The organism is Mobiluncus mulieris ATCC 35243, assembly GCF_000160615.1.
Classification (GTDB): domain Bacteria; phylum Actinomycetota; class Actinomycetes; order Actinomycetales; family Actinomycetaceae; genus Mobiluncus; species Mobiluncus mulieris.
The window spans coordinates 476,266-492,775 of the sequence record NZ_GG668518.1 but is presented as its reverse complement, the minus strand read 5'-3'; the positions used below and the strand labels follow the sequence as shown (position 1 = coordinate 492,775).

At 52.5% G+C, this 16,510-nt stretch carries 8 protein-coding genes and 1 pseudogene; 5 read left to right on the top strand and 4 right to left on the bottom strand.

Translation table 11 applies throughout. The features are described 5' to 3' along the window. The first annotated feature begins 335 nt into the window (after nt 1–335). The 5 genes from HMPREF0577_RS02045 to HMPREF0577_RS10760 all read left to right on the top strand — a co-directional run bounded on the left by HMPREF0577_RS02045 (nt 336) and on the right by HMPREF0577_RS10760 (nt 9,924). Nucleotides 336–3,584: a helicase-related protein gene (locus tag HMPREF0577_RS02045; RefSeq protein ID WP_004012019.1), complete on the top strand. Its 3,249-nt coding sequence runs from the start codon at nt 336–338 to the stop codon at nt 3,582–3,584. Continuing rightward, on the top strand, nt 3,581–4,354 hold the full coding sequence (locus HMPREF0577_RS02040; RefSeq protein ID WP_004012018.1) for a DUF4391 domain-containing protein: 774 nt from the start codon (nt 3,581–3,583) through the stop codon (nt 4,352–4,354). Before HMPREF0577_RS02045 ends, HMPREF0577_RS02040 begins: the two co-directional genes overlap by 4 nt. Beyond that, nucleotides 4,347–6,284 (top strand): site-specific DNA-methyltransferase, encoded by a 1,938-nt coding sequence (locus HMPREF0577_RS02035; RefSeq protein ID WP_004012017.1) that lies wholly within the window; start codon nt 4,347–4,349, stop codon nt 6,282–6,284. Before HMPREF0577_RS02040 ends, HMPREF0577_RS02035 begins: the two co-directional genes overlap by 8 nt. 1 nt (nt 6,285) lies before the next feature. Beyond that, nucleotides 6,286–9,348, top strand: coding sequence for a restriction endonuclease (locus tag HMPREF0577_RS02030; RefSeq protein ID WP_004012016.1), 3,063 nt, complete (start codon nt 6,286–6,288; stop codon nt 9,346–9,348). Between the two features lie 213 nt (nt 9,349–9,561). Continuing rightward, nucleotides 9,562–9,924 carry a hypothetical protein gene (locus HMPREF0577_RS10760; RefSeq protein ID WP_004012015.1) on the top strand — a complete coding sequence of 121 codons (363 nt, stop codon included), beginning with the start codon at nt 9,562–9,564 and terminating at the stop codon, nt 9,922–9,924. A 32-nt stretch (nt 9,925–9,956) separates the two neighbouring features. Here the strand turns inward: HMPREF0577_RS10760 and HMPREF0577_RS02025 are convergent, their stop codons facing one another. The 4 genes and pseudogenes from HMPREF0577_RS02025 to HMPREF0577_RS11645 all read right to left on the bottom strand — a co-directional run. Next, entirely contained in the window at nt 9,957–12,308 is a 2,352-nt protein-coding gene (locus HMPREF0577_RS02025; RefSeq protein ID WP_004012014.1) for a YhgE/Pip domain-containing protein, read from the bottom strand. Next, nucleotides 12,305–15,133: a YhgE/Pip domain-containing protein gene (locus HMPREF0577_RS02020; RefSeq protein WP_004012013.1), complete on the bottom strand. Its 2,829-nt coding sequence runs from the start codon at nt 15,131–15,133 to the stop codon at nt 12,305–12,307. The genes HMPREF0577_RS02025 and HMPREF0577_RS02020 overlap by 4 nt, the downstream gene beginning before the upstream one ends. Beyond that, on the bottom strand, nt 15,130–15,699 hold the full coding sequence (locus HMPREF0577_RS02015) for a patatin-like phospholipase family protein (RefSeq protein WP_004012012.1): 570 nt from the start codon (nt 15,697–15,699) through the stop codon (nt 15,130–15,132). The genes HMPREF0577_RS02020 and HMPREF0577_RS02015 overlap by 4 nt, the downstream gene beginning before the upstream one ends. 487 nt (nt 15,700–16,186) lie before the next feature. Beyond that, nucleotides 16,187–16,510, bottom strand: a pseudogene (locus tag HMPREF0577_RS11645) (hypothetical protein); the annotation flags it as partial.

The following is a 16,510-nucleotide window of genomic DNA, read 5'->3' as shown; positions in this document are numbered from 1 at the left end:
CCGCGATATTCGAGTGGGTGTCATGGTGGAACACCACCAGGCTACACGAAAACCTCAACTACCAAACACCCCAAGAAACCGAAGACCAATACTGGCAAAACACCAGAAAGTATGAAACAATAAAAAGCAAGGTACACGCCTAGGAAGTAAACCCAGACCACTCCAGGGCTCAAGTTCTATAAGGAGCTCATCAAGAGCAACCCAGACGAAACGGGGATGCGCAGCTTTCTCCTAGACGGAGACCGCAATCCCCGTAAATTTTCGCTGTCTGAGTTTCTCTGCCTTTGTGCACATATACATGATTGAAGATTACGCGAAGGAGACGGTGTAGAAACATGGAGTTATTGAACAATATCGGCACAGAACGTCTGGGAGATACCCTTGGCAAAGCCATCTCTGCCAACGCAAAACTATCAATAATCAGTTCATACTTTACCGTCTACGCATATGGAGAACTCAAAGCAGAGCTCTCGAAAATTGACGAGGTACGTTTCCTGTTCAGCGAGCCCACCTTCATAGAGCGCATGGTCGACGAGAAAGACCCCCGCGAATTCGAAGTGGCCCGTCGCAAACGCGAGATGGGCATCGGAGGATCAGGGCTCGAGCTTAAGCTACGCAACAGCCTCAACCAACGCGCCCTAGCACGCGAATGCGCCGAGTGGATTCGCTCAAAGGGCGTTTTCAAGTCTGCCAAGCGACCTGGCGCCATCCAACCGGGAGGCACCTACGTTATCGAAAACCCCTCTAGTGAGAACCACGCATTCAATGGGGCTGCCGCGAACTTCACGCAGGAAGGGCTGGGCTACGAGCAACGCCCCGATACTGTCACTTTTGTGAGCCATTTCGAGGGGAGGAAGGAGGTAGAAGGACTCAAAACAATGTTCGAATCGGTCTGGAACAACCCAGCAATGGTTGAGGAGGTTACCAACCAGGTAGCTGCCCAAGTGGAGAAGCTTTACCGAGAAAACCCGCCCGAGTTTGTGTATTTCCTCACTCTCTACCATCTGTTCCGGGACTTTGTTGAAGACGACGAGTACAACGGCATACGCCCTGGTATCAAGTTCGAGGATTCTGTGGTGTGGAGTAAGCTCTACGACTTCCAGCGTGACGCAGTTGTAGGCGCGATTCGCAAACTAGAGAAATACAAAGGCTGCATCATCGCAGACAGCGTCGGTCTGGGCAAGACTTACGAGGCACTTGCCGTGATTAAATACTACGAGGAGAGAAACAATCGTGTGCTTGTACTCTGTCCGAAGCGCCTGCGCGAGAACTGGACTCTGTGGACGCGTGGTAACGACGACCGCAACCCCCTTGCCGAGGATCGTTTCTCTTATGACGTGCTGAACCACACCGACCTGAGCCGTTACTACGGGATGAGTGGCGACATAGATCTCGAGCACTTGCGATGGCACAATTATGACCTTCTCGTCATCGACGAATCGCATAACTTTAGGAACAAAAGTACCGACGCAGATAAGAAGGATCGCTACACCCGTCTCATCGAGGACGTAATCAAAGCTGGAGTACGTACCAAAGTACTGATGCTCTCTGCCACTCCGGTCAACAATAAACTGCTTGACCTACGCAACCAGATTGAGCTCATCACCGAGGGGGATGATGAGTACCTGGCTCATACCGACGGTATTCCATCCATTACCCAGGTTACCCGCGTCGCGCAAACTCGTTTCAATGAATGGATTAAGCGCGACGATTCCGAGCGCACGACAGAAAGCTTCGTAAGCGCAGTGAACGCGGACTATTTCAAGCTGCTCGACGTACTAACCATCGCGCGTAGTCGCAAGCACATCACGAAGTACTATGGTGCCGAGAACGGAACTTTCCCGACGCGTCTGAAACCCATATCATTCCAGACTCCCATCGACACAGAAAATGAGTTGCCACCTATCGGCGCGCTGAATGACATGATTGCCCAGCTTACATTCGCCCAATATCAGGTGTTGTCCTATGTTCGAAATGACAAACGCTCAGACTATGAAACGCTCTACATTAACACATGGGGTAAGGACTTTGAGAGCCAGGTCAACCGCACGAAAGCCGTTGCCAACCTCATGCGCGTGAACGTGCTGAAGCGCATGGAATCGAGCGTCAACAGCTTCAGAATCACCCTGCAGCGAATTCTTGACGGTTGCGTTGAACTCAAGAAACGCCTGGATGAAATTGGTACAAATGTTGGTTATGATGCCGATGAAAGCTCATTCGAGTTCGACACAGACGACGATGCCGAAGAGTTTGAGGCCGGCGGCAGGGTGCGCGTCGATTTGCATGACGTGGACGCACTCCGCCTCAGCCAGGATCTAGAATTCGACATCAATACGCTGCACAAGCTGCTCCAGTACGCAGAGACGGTGACGCCTGAACGCGATGCCAAACTCTTGAAGCTCCGCGAATTTATTGCGCACAAAGTCAATAACCCGTTCAATCCTGGTAATCGCAAAGTACTGGTGTTTAGCGCTTTTGCTGACACAACCGACTACCTCTTTGAGCATCTGGCGTCTTGGCTAAAGCGCGAACTCGACATAGAGTGCGCAGAGGTGGCGGGCAGCTCCACTCGTACGTACTCGCTGAAGCTCACCAGAACTACCTTTGAAAACATCCTCGCAAGGTTCTCGCCCATTTCTAAAGAATTGCCCGAGCAGATGCGCAGCCTTGGCGAGATAGATGTCATCTTCGCCACCGACTGTATCTCAGAAGGGCAGAACCTGCAGGACTGTGACTGCTTGGTAAATTACGACATCCACTGGAATCCAGTTCGCATCATCCAGCGTTTCGGTCGCATCGACCGCCTGGGCTCTACTAACAGTCAGATTCAGCTGGTAAACTTCTGGCCCAATATTGCTCTCGATGATTACATCCAGCTAGAGAATCGGGTCAAGGGCCGTATGATTCTCCTGGACACGAGTGCCACCGGCGAAGAAAACGTGCTGGAATATAAGGACAGGGATGAAATGAACGATCTTGCCTACCGTCGCAAGCAGCTCGAGCAACTGCAGAGCGAAGTACTCGATTTAGAGGACATCTCAGGCGGCATCTCCATCACAGACTTCGCTTATGACGACTTCCGCGTTGAACTTCAACGCTATGTAAAAGAGCATCCCGGGCTACTCGAGAACTCCCCCTTGGGACTGCACGCTGTGACGTCTATCCCAGATGAACTACGTGGTGAGGTAAAACCCGGTGTAGTCTTCTGTCTGAAGCAAACTGACGAGTCAGTCAATCCCCAGGACACTAACCCCCTATTCCCCCATTACTTGGTGTATGTGTCGAACGATGGTGAAATTATGACGCGGCACACACAGCCGAAACCGGCGCTCGATATCATGCGTGCCGTTTGCTCAGGACATGCCAAACCCATCGCCGATTTGTGCCACGAATTCAACCGCGAGACACACGACGGCACAAAGATGGGTACCTACACTGAGATGCTCAACGATGTTGTGTCTGCAATCACGGGAATCCAGCAGGATAAAGGGATTGAGAACTTGTTCAGCCTTGGTGAGGTAGGAAGCAATGTTGCCAGGGGATTCGATGACTATTCCCTCGTATGCTTTGCGGTGATTAGATGAGCAGGTTGGACTGGAATGTTATATTCGAATTACCCGAGCCGGCACTTACGGGAAACCGAAGGATTCCTAAATCTGTGCTTGTCAGACAGGCGTCACTCACGAAAACCGAACAGAGAATCCTTAACAAGGTGAATCGCCTGGAACACTTCGCTACGGTACAAAAGTCGACGACGCGAATCCCATCTTTCGTTGACAACGAGCATGACGTACAGAGCATCATCCTGCTGCGCTGCGAAATGGCATCCAAAAACATGGCCCTTACAGAAGTAGCCGTGCTCATACACAAGTGTTTCCAAAACCCGACCGTCCTCCTACTCGAGGCAGATAGATATATCGGCATATCGGTAGCTCTCACACGAAAGAGTCTGGCAGAACGGGGTGTCACGGTTATCGACCGCATCGAGACCACCGGCACGTTCGACCCAGACCGTTCAGAATATGCGGACTTCCTAGGCGCAATGGCATTCGGGCGACTTTCACAGGGCGACCTCTGGGAATACCTGCTCGACCTGTCGCACGCCATAGCGCTGTCCCGCGCGATTGACGGCCTGGGGTTCTATCCCAAATGCCCAGCGCAAGACCGAAAAAAGCTGATCGCCCTCATGTCGCGCTACGATGAACTAGGAGCCTCCGTCAAGCGATTGAAAGAGCAGCGGCGGTCGAAGGGCGTAACGCTCAACGAGTCCGCAAAGCTACGGATAAAAATGGGTGAAGAAGAGCAACGCTTACAGAGTATAGTCGCCGAGATAAAGGAGATATGCAATGGCTGATATCGAAAAGATGGACCTTGAATCGAAAGATTTAATAGACGACCGCTTGGAAAAGCTCCAGGATTTGCTGCCCGAGGCATTTTCTGAAAGCGGCATTGATTTCGACAAGCTGCGCTTACTGCTTGGCGACGAGGTGGACGAGGGCTCGGAGCGCTACGCGTTCACGTGGCCTGGCAAGACCGACGCTATCCGTCAGTCGCAGACCGTGAGCACCGCCACGCTTCGCCCGTGCCCAGAGAAGAGCCGTAGCCGCGATGGTAAGGACGGCTCCTTTGACTCGGACAATATCTATATCGAAGGCGACAACCTCGAGGTGTTGAAGCTCTTGCAGCGCGGCTACCACGGCAAGGTCAAGATGATTTACATCGACCCGCCCTACAACACGGGTCACGACTTTGTGTACCACGACAGCTTCGGCAACACCATCGAAAACTACAAGGAACAGGCGGGGCTTGCTGGTCAGTCCAATGCCGAGACCAGCGGTCGCTACCACAGCGACTGGTGCTCCATGATGTATCCAAGACTTAAGCTTGCCAGGGAGCTACTGAGCGACGATGGGGTTATTTTCATTAGCATAAGCAACGTTGAACTCAGCAGATTGATAACAATGTGCAGTGATATTTATGGCGAAAGTAATTTTATTGACTTGTTCATCTGGGAAAAAACACAACATTTCGGAAGACAGAAACTTAATAGTTATAGTAATGCAGACTATATAGTTTGTTTTGCTAAAAAGCTGGTCGATAAGGGGGTTAAAGAACTCCTTGTCGAGAAGGTAAAAAACGAACTCCAGGATGCACCTCTATACAACGCTTCCAATAACCTCAATACACTCCTTTTTCCTGCAGGAACCGTTAAATTTAATATGCCTGACGGAATCTACAATGAGACATCTTCTGAAGAATACACCCTTCTTGATTCGGTAAAAATAATTGACTCACGCAACGAGAACGAATTCCGACTTCGCTTCCGTTCTCGCTGGTCCAATGAGACTGTTCAGAGAGAACTGGACAAAGGTACAACCTTTTGGGTTAAAACTGATAAATTTGCAATAAGGGCAATTTATGGCACAGGGAAAACCGCCAATGAATCACCGAGGCAGATTATATTTACGAACACCAGTAATCCTAAAGCAACATTCAATCGCTTTGGCGATAGAATAGATACATCTGAAAATGCTAGCAAAGAAGTCCAAAATCTGATTGGAAATGCATTTTCTTATCCAAAGCCCGTGTCGCTGATTAAGTACTTGATTAGCTTGCTCTGGACAGATGGTGACTTTGATGATAATCCACTCGTTATGGATTTCTTTTCTGGCTCAGGAACAACCGCGCAAGCAGTTATGGATATTAATTTATACGCAACAAATGGCAACGCGCGCTTCACGCTTGTTCAGCTCCCTGAGAAGGCGGCGGAAGACAGGAGAACCCTCTGCGACATCGGCGAGGAACGTATCCGTCGTGCCGGCGACAAAATTAAATCTGACCTCGATGAATCCAACCGCCAACTCATGCTAGGCGAAGAGCCGAAACAGCTTCCCGATATCGGTTTCCGTGTCTTTACTCTCGACGACTCCGGTATCGAGAAGCCACAGCCTGGTAAGCTCATGCACGAAGTGGTGAAACCCAATCGCACCGAACTCGACATTGTCTTCGAAATGATGCTCAAGTGGGGGCTGGAACTCACACTGCCCGTCGAAAAGTCCGACGCCGCAGACTATCCCGTCTGGTCGGTCGCCTGCGATGAGCTCGTCTGCTGCATGTCCCCAGGCCTCACCATCGAAGCACTCGAGGCAATTGCTGATATGGAGCCAAAGCGCGTGCTCATCCTCGATTCCATCCTCAATGACACGCTCAAACTCAACGCCGTGCAAATCTTTAAGCACGCCAGCGAACGCATCGGTACGGACATCGAACTGAGGACGGTGTAACATGACCGCACTTGAATTCAAGTTTGCATCCAACCAGCAGCATCAGCAGGAAGCTATAGAAGCCACTTGCAACCTGTTCCGCGGGCAGCAATTTTCCAAGAGTTCCTTCACCGTTGATTTGGGTAGTAACGGCATGACTAAATTTGACGAGCTTGTGAAGGGTTACGGCAACGAAATTCGGATTGCTCCGGGAAAGCTACAGGAAAACTTGCATTCCGTGCAAGAGGAGAGCTGTTTGCCTCCTACAAACGTGTTCACCGATGGTCGTCTGCGTGACTTTACCATCGAGATGGAGACGGGCACTGGCAAGACCTACGTCTATATCCGTACCATCTACGAGCTTAATCGCCGTTACGGCATCACCAAGTTTGTCATCGTGGTACCTAGCGTCGCCATCCGCGAAGGTGTCCTCAAGAGCTTCCAGACCACCCGTAAGCACTTCGAGGTGCTCTACGACCGCACACCGCTCGACTACTTCGTCTACGATTCTAAAAACATGGGATCAGTTGACAACTTTGCTACATCGAGCTCCATCCAGGTCATGATTATAAACATTGATGCTTTTAATAAGGGTCTCGAGGAGGACGGCACCGCGAAGGAAGGCAACCTCTTTCACCGCCACAGCGAGAAGCTCGGCGGCGGGTTTAGTCCCTGCGAGCTCGTGAGTGCGTGCACACCCGTGGTTATCATCGATGAACCGCAGAGCGTCGACAACACCAAGCAGGCCAAGGCCGCCATCAAGAGCCTGAACCCGCTGTTCGTGTTACGCTATTCGGCCACACACAAACAGACTTACAACATGATTTATCGCTTGACCCCGGTGGAATCCTTCGAGCGACACCTGGTGAAAGGTATCTGCGTTGACTCGGTGAAGGCTACGGCGAACCTTAATGGCGCGTACGTGAGGCTCGAGTCCGTCAAGTCGAATCCGTTCTCCGCCAAGGTGTCCATCGACGTGCGCCAGGCGAACGGCACGCAGAAGCGCAAGGCCGTCACGGTCAGAACCGGCGCAGACCTCTACCAGAAGAGTGGCGAGAACACCGACTACGAAAACGGCTGGGTCATCAACAACATCGGAGCCGCCGAGGGCAACGAGTTCATAGAGTTCCAAAACGGCGAGGTGCTCGAGCTAGGTGAGGCATTGGGTGACGTCAACGACGAGATAGTCAAGCGTGCTCAGATTCGCCGCACCATCGAGAATCACTTGGCTCGACAATTTGAGATGTGGCCACGCGGTGTGAAAGTACTTTCCCTCTTCTTCATCGACCGCGTCGACCGCTATCGCGTATACGAACCAGAAGTCCATAGCGGTCTCTACGCCCAGATGTTCGAGGAAGAGTATGCCCACGCCCTGAACTCAAAAGTACCCCAGCGTGTGTCCAAGGCGGCAGGAATCGATAAGGGTACCTGGAAGGAGTGCTACGAGGCCGTCGGAGCTCCCTTGGTGACGGATTCCCATTCCGTGCACCAGGGCTATTTCGCCAAGGATAAGAAAGGCAAATTTAAAGACTCCAAAGGTGCCGCCAGTACTGCGGACGATGCGGGCGCATTCGCACTTATCATGCAGAAAAAAGAGACACTCATATCCTTTCCTGACAACAAGGACGAAGATAAGAACGTCTCATTTATCTTTAGCCATTCCGCACTCAAAGAAGGCTGGGATAACCCTAACGTGTTTCAAATCTGCACGCTGGTTGAAACCAAAGACAACCTGACTAAGCGCCAGAAAATCGGTCGCGGTCTGCGCCTTTGCGTAAACCAGGACGGCGAGCGCCTATATGACCCTGAGTCGAACGTGCTTACCGTCATAGCCAACGAAAGCTATGACGAATTCGCCAGCGGTCTGCAGAAGGAATTCGAGGTTGCTGACTTCAAGTTCGGCATCATAATTGCGCAGAGTTTCACTAAAGTTTCACTCACGGACGCCAATGGTGTCGAGGAACGCTTTGGCTACAAGAAATCGAAACAGGTTTACGATTACCTCGTCGCGACAGGGATGGTCGATAGCAACGGTGCAGTGACTCCGGAACTGCAGGCCGCAGCCGAAAACGACGTGCTGGAGCTTCCCCCCGAGTTCGAGCCAGCTAGAGAACAAATCGAGGCAATCATCATCCAAAAGTCTCAGAAGATACAGATTCATGACAAGGCCAATGAAGTCTCGGTCGAGCTGCATAAGGACGTAACGCTTCATCCGGCTTTTCAGGCTCTGTGGGATCGTATCCGCCGGCGCACGCGATTTCAGGTGAACGTAGATTCGGAGAAGCTCATCAAGGAGGCTACCGCTGCCGTAAAAGGCATGCTCCCCGTTCGCCCGCCCCAAGTGACGAGTGAACGTGCTTCACTGAGCATCGATGATTCCGGCCTAACCGCCGAGGGTACAGCGACTTCCCTGGTGAATGTTACGGGACAGATGAAATATGATTTACCTGACCCTATTGCCGAGCTGCAGGATGCTGTAGGACTTACACGTGGCACTATCAAGACGATTTTGGAGAGATGCAACCGCCTTGATGAGTTCGAGGTCGATCCTGCAACTTTCCTCGCGCAGGTAGGCGACAAGATTAATCGCGTAAAGAACGACCTTATCGCTAAGGGCATCAAATACGTCAAGCTGCCTGAGGAGGAATGGTACACAATGCGCGACCTAGAACTTGATGACTACACCGCATACATTGGACAAAACGCTTGGAAACCAGAAAATGCCGAAAAAAGCCTCTACAGCTATGTGGTGTATGACTCAGCCGGCGTAGAGCTTTCCTTCGCCGAGGCACTTGACAAGCAGGAGGAAGTGCTAGTTTTCGCCAAACTGCCTCCAACTTTCAAGATTGACACGCCGCTGGGCAGCTACAACCCTGACTGGGCATATGTCGAGGATGTTGATGGTGAACACCATGTTTACTTCGTAACGGAGACGAAAGGCGGAAAGAATGGCGAGCCTGTGCTCCGCGATGCCGAAAAACTCAAGATTGGCTGTGCAAAGAAGCATTTTGAGGCATTAGACCTTGGAGACGACTTCCATTACAATGTACGCACAACCTACAAGTACGAGGCGACAGACGCTTGAGTCATTAAAGATGAAATTACCCGAGGCGACATCGAGTTTTTTGCGATGCCGCCGCCGAACCAGCACCCGACAAGCCTTCTGACAACACCCCGACCGGCTGAGGAATGACATTTTAATCAATTTCTAGCCTCGTCTTTACCCTGGTAACACTCTCTTTATCTCATATATTGATACAGCTATCCGCTATATGGACAAAACGACTATAGTCGGAGCATGACTACTCAAACTAATACTCGAACTGATAACCAATCCGTGGCGCCAAAAGCGCTTACCCCCGAAGACCGCAGCGCCCTAAAGGCTGTGACGATTTTCCCAGTTCTGATTATTGCGGCAGCCCTGTGGGGATTCGTTTCCCCCGCTACAGCTGGGATGCTTACTCCGCACGTCGCAATCCTTTTGGGTGTCATTATGTTCGGCATGGGTCTGACCCCTCAATCCGCATGCTCCACGTCATTGACTGGCTCACTGGCCAGCAAGGAACTGCATTACCGTAAAAAACCACATCCAATGCGTAAAAACAATTGCATTCGATGCGTTTTATTATTCCCCGATGGCCTCCGAGGCGACGCGCCATGACACCTGGGTCACCGCAGTTTGAGTAGCCCCGACTACATTACTTTCGTTTTTTCAATGGCTTTGTTCATATCGTGAATACGCCCGGCAATCGTATGCCGCAAGACCAGCCCGAGCACCAGGTTCGGAATCAGGAACAACAGGATTATCACCAAGTTATAAGCAAAGTCCCCCGCATAAATCCCGGCGATAGCTGAACGCATCAGGTTAATCGCATACGTGGCCGGCAGCCAGGGACTGATGTTTTGGAACCACTGCGGTAGCAGTTCCAGCGGATAGGCGCCGCCAGCGGCAGAAATCTGTAACACCAGCAACACCACGGCTAAGGCTTTGCCTGCATTGGAAAGCGCCACGACCAGCGTATAAACAATATTGGTAAAGACGGTGGAAATGATCCATCCCGTCAAAATCAGCAGGAAGGGGTGCGCCGGTTCAATCTCCACGAACACAATCAGCCCAATCATCAGCAAGGTGGATTGAGCCATCCCTATTGCCCAGAACATGAAGTAGCGTCCCAGGTACTCCTGAGCCCCGGTGAAGACAGGATTTTTTACTGCGGCTTTCACGGCCGATTTCGCAGCTGGAGTCGGTCTTATTTCGCCCGATTTCGTACTTGGTTCTGCTGATCGTGACGATTCCGCAGCATTCGTATCCGCGCTAGCGGCTGTATCCGGATGTTTCCGGGCTGCAACGCTGTCCAGGTAGCGTTGACCCACATTCGGAGAAACGTCAGTGCGCAGGAATACCCCCGCCAGGAGCGCCCCAACCCACAGGGCTATGACGGTGAAAAGCGGAGCCATGCCCACCCCGAAAGTGGCGACTGGGAACACAGCATTGCGTTGTACTGCTATGGGGGAAGAAATCAGGCGGGCAAAGCTTTTGGGGTCAGCCCCCAACGTCGTTGCGATTTGGTCCAAGTCCACTTTCCCCCGAGTGGACGTTATCTGTTCACGAGCCCGGTCTAGGCGGCTAGCCCCGTCACGCATCTTTTGCGCGGTATCGGCCAGGGTCTTTTGGGAGCGGCGCATACTCGCAATCATCCCGCCTGAACTTTCCGACAGGTCGGTTTGTATCGCCTCCAGGTATGAACGGAAAACTTCCTCATTCTTGCCGGCAGAATCCAGGTTTTCGCGCAGGCTTTCAATCTTTGGCTGCAAGTTGTTCTCGTAGTTGGAACGGGCCGTGTCAATAGCCTGTTGCGCGTCCGACATGGCAAGGTGGGCCGACTCTCTCAGGTCAGAATCGAGAGGCACCCCCCGGTGCAGGTCAGCAGCGATAGTGCCCAGTTGCTTCGACAGGCTTTGTTGGCGAGCAATCGCCGCGTCCATCTCGGCCAGGAACCGGTCTACAGTCGAATCCTTCCCCAGCAAATCCGCCCCGTCCGAGCCCAGTGACTGCTCGATTGCGTCCCGAGTCTTTTGGAATCCACTGATTTGTTTATTCAACAAGGTCTGCAGCTCTTCGATTGCAGCAGCGGTGCTTTGGGTGGTGCTATTGGCCGAATCCAGCAAGTTGTCCAACTGATTTTGCAGGTTGGAAATATTGCCTGCGGCCAGGCTCACAGCATCATCGAGCCCAGAGGAAACAACCGCGAAGGGATTATCCGTCCCCCCGGTACTATTGACCCTGGAACCAAATGTGTCGCCAACAGCCTCATCGAAAGAGTCCTGCACCCCCGCAGCCAGCTGCTTAGCCCCTGTGGCCAGAGGCACCGCCGAACCTATCACGGTAGACAGAGAACTGACTGTATTCGCCCCGGAATTCAGTTGTGCACAGAGGGATTCGAGGCGGTTGCTCAGCCAATCCAAGGCCACCTGAGTGTCGGCGGTGTCCAAGTAAGAGGACACATCCTCGGCAATACCCACAGCGACTTCGGCCAAGGTTCGCGAAAAAGTCGTGTTAATTTGCGCGGTGACACCCTGAGCGCCTTGCGTGGTGAGATTGGCGGACAGTGGGTTCTTCTTTTCGTTGGTGTACAGCGTGATATCCGCCGGGGCGGCCCCGCCGGCATAGAACGTGAACATGGACTGCGAAAAATCCTCCGGCAACACAATTGCCGCGTAATACTCCCCTGAGCGTGCACCTTCCAAAGCTTGATCTTTGCTGGTCAGAACCCAGTCGAACTGGTCATTCACGGCCAGTTCCTTGAGTACCGTATCCCCCACATTAACTTTGACGTTCAGGAGCTTGCTGGTGTAACCCTCATCGGTGCTGGCCACGGCAATCTGCAACCGTCCCGAATTCGAGAAGGGATCCCAGGTCGCCAGTACGTTGAACCAGGTGAAGAACAAGGGCACGGTAATCAACAGAACCATGAAAATCCGAACCATGACGCTGCTGCGAATCTGGCGGAAGTCGTCACGAATGATAGAAAGTACTTTGTTCATCGTGCCGCCTCCCCGGTTACTGAGGCATCGGTTTCGCCCGTCGGCTTCTTGGTACTTTGATCCGCTGCGTCGTTCCGGGCTAAATCCTGGGATTCGTCCGGGATTTCATCAGCAGATTGGTCCACGGTTTCGTTTTGAGTTTCCTCGGGGTTGTTCCCCGCGCTTTCGCCTCCGATTTCATCCAATGTTTCGACGGCGGTTCCCAGAACGGATTCCACCGCGTCGTCTTCCTGCTCCGACGCGGTAATCAGGCGGCATTCACCGCAGCTCGAGTTATGTCCGCTGTTCAGGCTCTCCGACCGAGTCGTGGTTTTGGTTGTATTTGCATCTCGCTGGCGAGCGAGGTTCTCGAAAAGCTCATCTTCCGTCAGATGCGACAGCCTTTCGGCTCGTTCTATTGAGCTCTTTAGCGCGACCACGTTAACCAGCGCCCCAATAATGACCAGTCCCCAAATCGCTACTATGCCCAGAAGCACTGGCTTACTGGCGGAGGTGAGCCGGGAAATCATCCCCAGCACAACCAGTCCCAAAATCCCCACGCTGCTCAGTCCATTAATCAAAGCGTGATAACGGGCATTGAACTTTTCTTGACGTCGACTGATACGGGTGGAAAATTCTTTCCGGTTGCCCAGCAGCGCAATGATGTTACTCAACCGGTAACTAGGGCTTTGCAGCTGCACGTTTTCATTCACGACCAGTTCAGTGCGAGCCAAATCGTCATAGAACAGCTGGGTGAAGTAACCCAAGCGACGCCTCCCCACAAACCCCAACAGGAACACCGTGACGCTCATAATCAATAAAACCGCCATAACATGCCAGAAACGCCCCTCATAGAACCCGCCGATAGTTTCTCGCATCGCGTTGATGCCATAGGAAAACGGGAGTATTGGGGAAAGCTGGCGGAAGAATCCGGGCATGAGCTCAATCGGATAGATGCCCGAGGCGCCGGGAATCTGCAACACCACCAGTAAGATTGCCAGGGCTCGACCAACGTGACTGAGCGCTGCCGCTAAGGCATAGATAATTGCCAAATAACACGGCCCAATCAGCATGGATGTAGCAATAAAAGCGGGAGCATTGACCGCTTGAACTCCCATTAGTAAACTGCCCACGCTGACAATCAACCCCTGCCCTATAGACAGCACACCAGAGAGCATAAATCGTCCCAGATAAGCCGAGCGCAAACTCAACCAGCCAAAGCCCTCTTTATCGACTTCCACCCGGAAAATAATGACCAGGATAAACGCACCAATCCACAGGGAAAGATTGATGAACATGGCCGCCATTCCCGAACCATAAGAGTTGATGGGGAAGAGTGTTTGTTGGTCGAATTCCACCGGTGAAGTCAGGTAGCGTCCGATATTGGTCGGGTCCAAACCAATGACTTTTTCCAAGGTTCCGGTTCGTAGCGCGGTGGCCAGAGTCGCCACATCGGTTTGCGCCCCGCGAGTCGTACTGGCCAGCCCATTCAGGTTGCCCTGCACCTGGCCAAGCACGTTTTGCATGTTCACAATCTGGTCATCAACTCCGTGGGTCAACGCAGAAATTTCCGTAAGGGAAATTCGCGCAACACCCACCGCAGATTTGATGGCTCCCAGCTGTGCCGACAGCTGCGTCACCCGGGCATTTAATGTGGATGCTGCCTGATTGGACTGTTCACGCAGACCAGTGGCAACTCTTTGCGCATCGGTCTGAGCCTGATCAAAGGCTTTCATTAGCGCCTTCAGATCCTCGCTGGCATTTGCCGCATCTGATCCGGTTTTCCCGACCTTAGCGAGCAGATTCTGCATGTCGCTCAGCTGGGAATTCAACTTCGCAGCGAGCTTTTGTGTCTGCGGGTAACCTTGCAAAACCGCAATCTGAGCACGCATTTTCGCTGTCGAAGCATTCGCCCGCTGAATACCGGATTGTAGCTGCGAGTCCATTTCGGTGAGTTTACTGGTTGCATTCGATACCGCCGAGCTCGCCGCCGCCAAGGACTCATTGAGCGATTTTTGGGCGTCAATACTGGCTTGCCCCGCCGTAGCCGTGAATTCGGAAACATCGGAGACAACCGTTCCTAAAATGTCTTGGGAGTTGCTCAAAGCCGCAGAAACATCAGCCAATGCGGGGTCAGCTGCAGCCAGCGCAGCCCGGACTTTTTTCATAGTCTCTAAGGAACCCGTCAGAGACGTACTGGCTGAATCCAAGGCGACTTGCGCATCAGCCAGGTTCCGATTGATACCGCTTAAGGCATCTAAAGCACTACCCTGAGCACCGACAACATTTGCGTCAATCTCTAACCCACCATCGCGCAAAGCTTGCGCAATGGCTTCGCCGACCTGGCCTCGGAAAGTAGACGTGATTTGAATATCAAGTTCATTTGCTCCGACATCGGTAATTTTTGGTGCAATAGCGCCTTTCTTTTCATTCACATAGTATTCGATGGTTGGCTGGTGGCGTTGACCGCTGAAAATATCGACCAAATCTTTACTAAAGGTCTTGGGGATAACGAAAGTCGCATAAACTTCCCCGGCTTTGATTTTGTGATTGGCCGTGTCCTGATCCGTAAACTGCCAGCCGAGCTGTTTATTCTCTGACAGTTGTTCGACTACGAGGTCGCCAACATTGAGCTGACCAGTCAGTGCAGATGCCGCTCCCACATCATTATTCACTACCGCTATGGGCAGGTTTTCCGTTGCCGTATAGGGGTTCCAAAAGGCCGCAATATTCAGCCAAGTGTAGAGGGCTGGGGTGACTAAGATGCCAAAGACGATAATCAGGGACCGCGGAACCGCAATAATCCGTTTCACATCACGGGTGAACACCCGCCAGCTATCTTTCACCCCCCAATCATAACCGTGTGTTGAAATTCTGGCAGTTCACGCGACCCTTCGCTGGAAATCCAGCGCGAAAGAATCCTGGTCCGCGCGGTGTTTTGAGCGTTCACCGCCAGATTCAGGCTAGGAACCCCGCCGCTGGGGTCTATGGCACCGTCCATGCAGGCCTCCCCGGCGATGTAGGTAACCGGGGTGGCAATCGGCATGGATCCCGAAGCCCTGCACACATGGGTCAGCTTTTGCTCCGTGTGCACCTGGTCTGCACCGAAATAGACATTTTCGCCACGCTCGGCGTTGCACACCCCCACACGCCACAGCGCTGGATTGGCCGCAAACCGTTCATAATCCAGTTCCAGCATTCCCCCTGGCTCGGTCATGTCGTAGTACATGTGATGGGTATCAAAAATCCCTTTACCTTTGATGGCGGTCTTCCAGCCGCCAAAAGCAGAATAGGTAGAAACGTCAATAAAACAGCGCCGGGAGCGTTGCGGCAACCGAGCCAGATAGTTCACCAGGCAGGTTGCCCCCGCAGAAATCCCTGCCACGTAGTCCACATACACTTCCGCTTCCAACAGAGCGTTTACGAGCTTGTCAAGTTTCTTGTGTAAGTGGGGTTTGGTTTTGCTAGTTTGTTTTGAATCGTTCGGGGTAGTTTAGGGCTAGTTCTTGTAATACTTTCGGCCAGTTGCTTACTGCTCGACCTTCGACGAGGAGCCCTGGTGCTTGTGTTCTTTCTTCACGGGGGCTCGCGGCGCGTATCGGGGTGAAGCCGGCTACTTTGTCTCGCTACAAGCTGTCTGAGCCGGATGCGATTATAGGGCACGGGTCGCGTCCTACTTTCGGCTGGCTGCCCGAGACTATAGATGCGTGGAACCAGCCTCGCCATCGAATCATTCGCCACCGTGACGCTCGCCAGAATCTGACACGGAAACAGCCCTGGAACGGGCTGGTGGCGGCGTGGCTGGTATATTTTCTGGAATATTTTACCGGGATTCGCCGGTCATCTTTCTTTGGGTTTCTGGTTCGCTCCGAACACTGCCGCGACCGCAACGATGCCTATCACACCCAGGATTCCTGCGAGCCACTGCGCACCCAGCGACACGGCATAGACCGACACCCCAACACCGATATCACTGCAAAAAACCCTAGGAACTGGCCGCAAGTGGCGTAAAACGCGGGGATATTGAAGCGTTTCAGGCGCTCGGTGCGAGTGGTTTCAATTTCGTAATCAATCGCTTTCAAGTATTTTTCGTAGAATTCCGGGGAATCCTCACGTAGCCCTTTCAATACTTCCACGTCCGGTATAAGCAAAGGCAGGTGGAGGTGGTTTTCTTGGATTAGTGCCAGGGCTTGTTGGATTGAAGCGATTGCATGAAGTTCAGA

Bases quoted from the DNA above. Each gene is read 5' to 3' on its own strand.
- HMPREF0577_RS02045 (WP_004012019.1), top strand. From the start codon at position 336: ATGGAGTTATTGAACAATATCGGCACAGAACGTCTGGGAGATACCCTT.
- HMPREF0577_RS02040 (WP_004012018.1), top strand. From the start codon at position 3,581: ATGAGCAGGTTGGACTGGAATGTTATATTCGAATTACCCGAGCCGGCA.
- HMPREF0577_RS02035 (WP_004012017.1), top strand. From the start codon at position 4,347: ATGGCTGATATCGAAAAGATGGACCTTGAATCGAAAGATTTAATAGAC.
- HMPREF0577_RS02030 (WP_004012016.1), top strand. From the start codon at position 6,286: ATGACCGCACTTGAATTCAAGTTTGCATCCAACCAGCAGCATCAGCAG.
- HMPREF0577_RS10760 (WP_004012015.1), top strand. From the start codon at position 9,562: ATGACTACTCAAACTAATACTCGAACTGATAACCAATCCGTGGCGCCA.
- HMPREF0577_RS02025 (WP_004012014.1), bottom strand. From the start codon at position 12,308: ATGAACAAAGTACTTTCTATCATTCGTGACGACTTCCGCCAGATTCGC.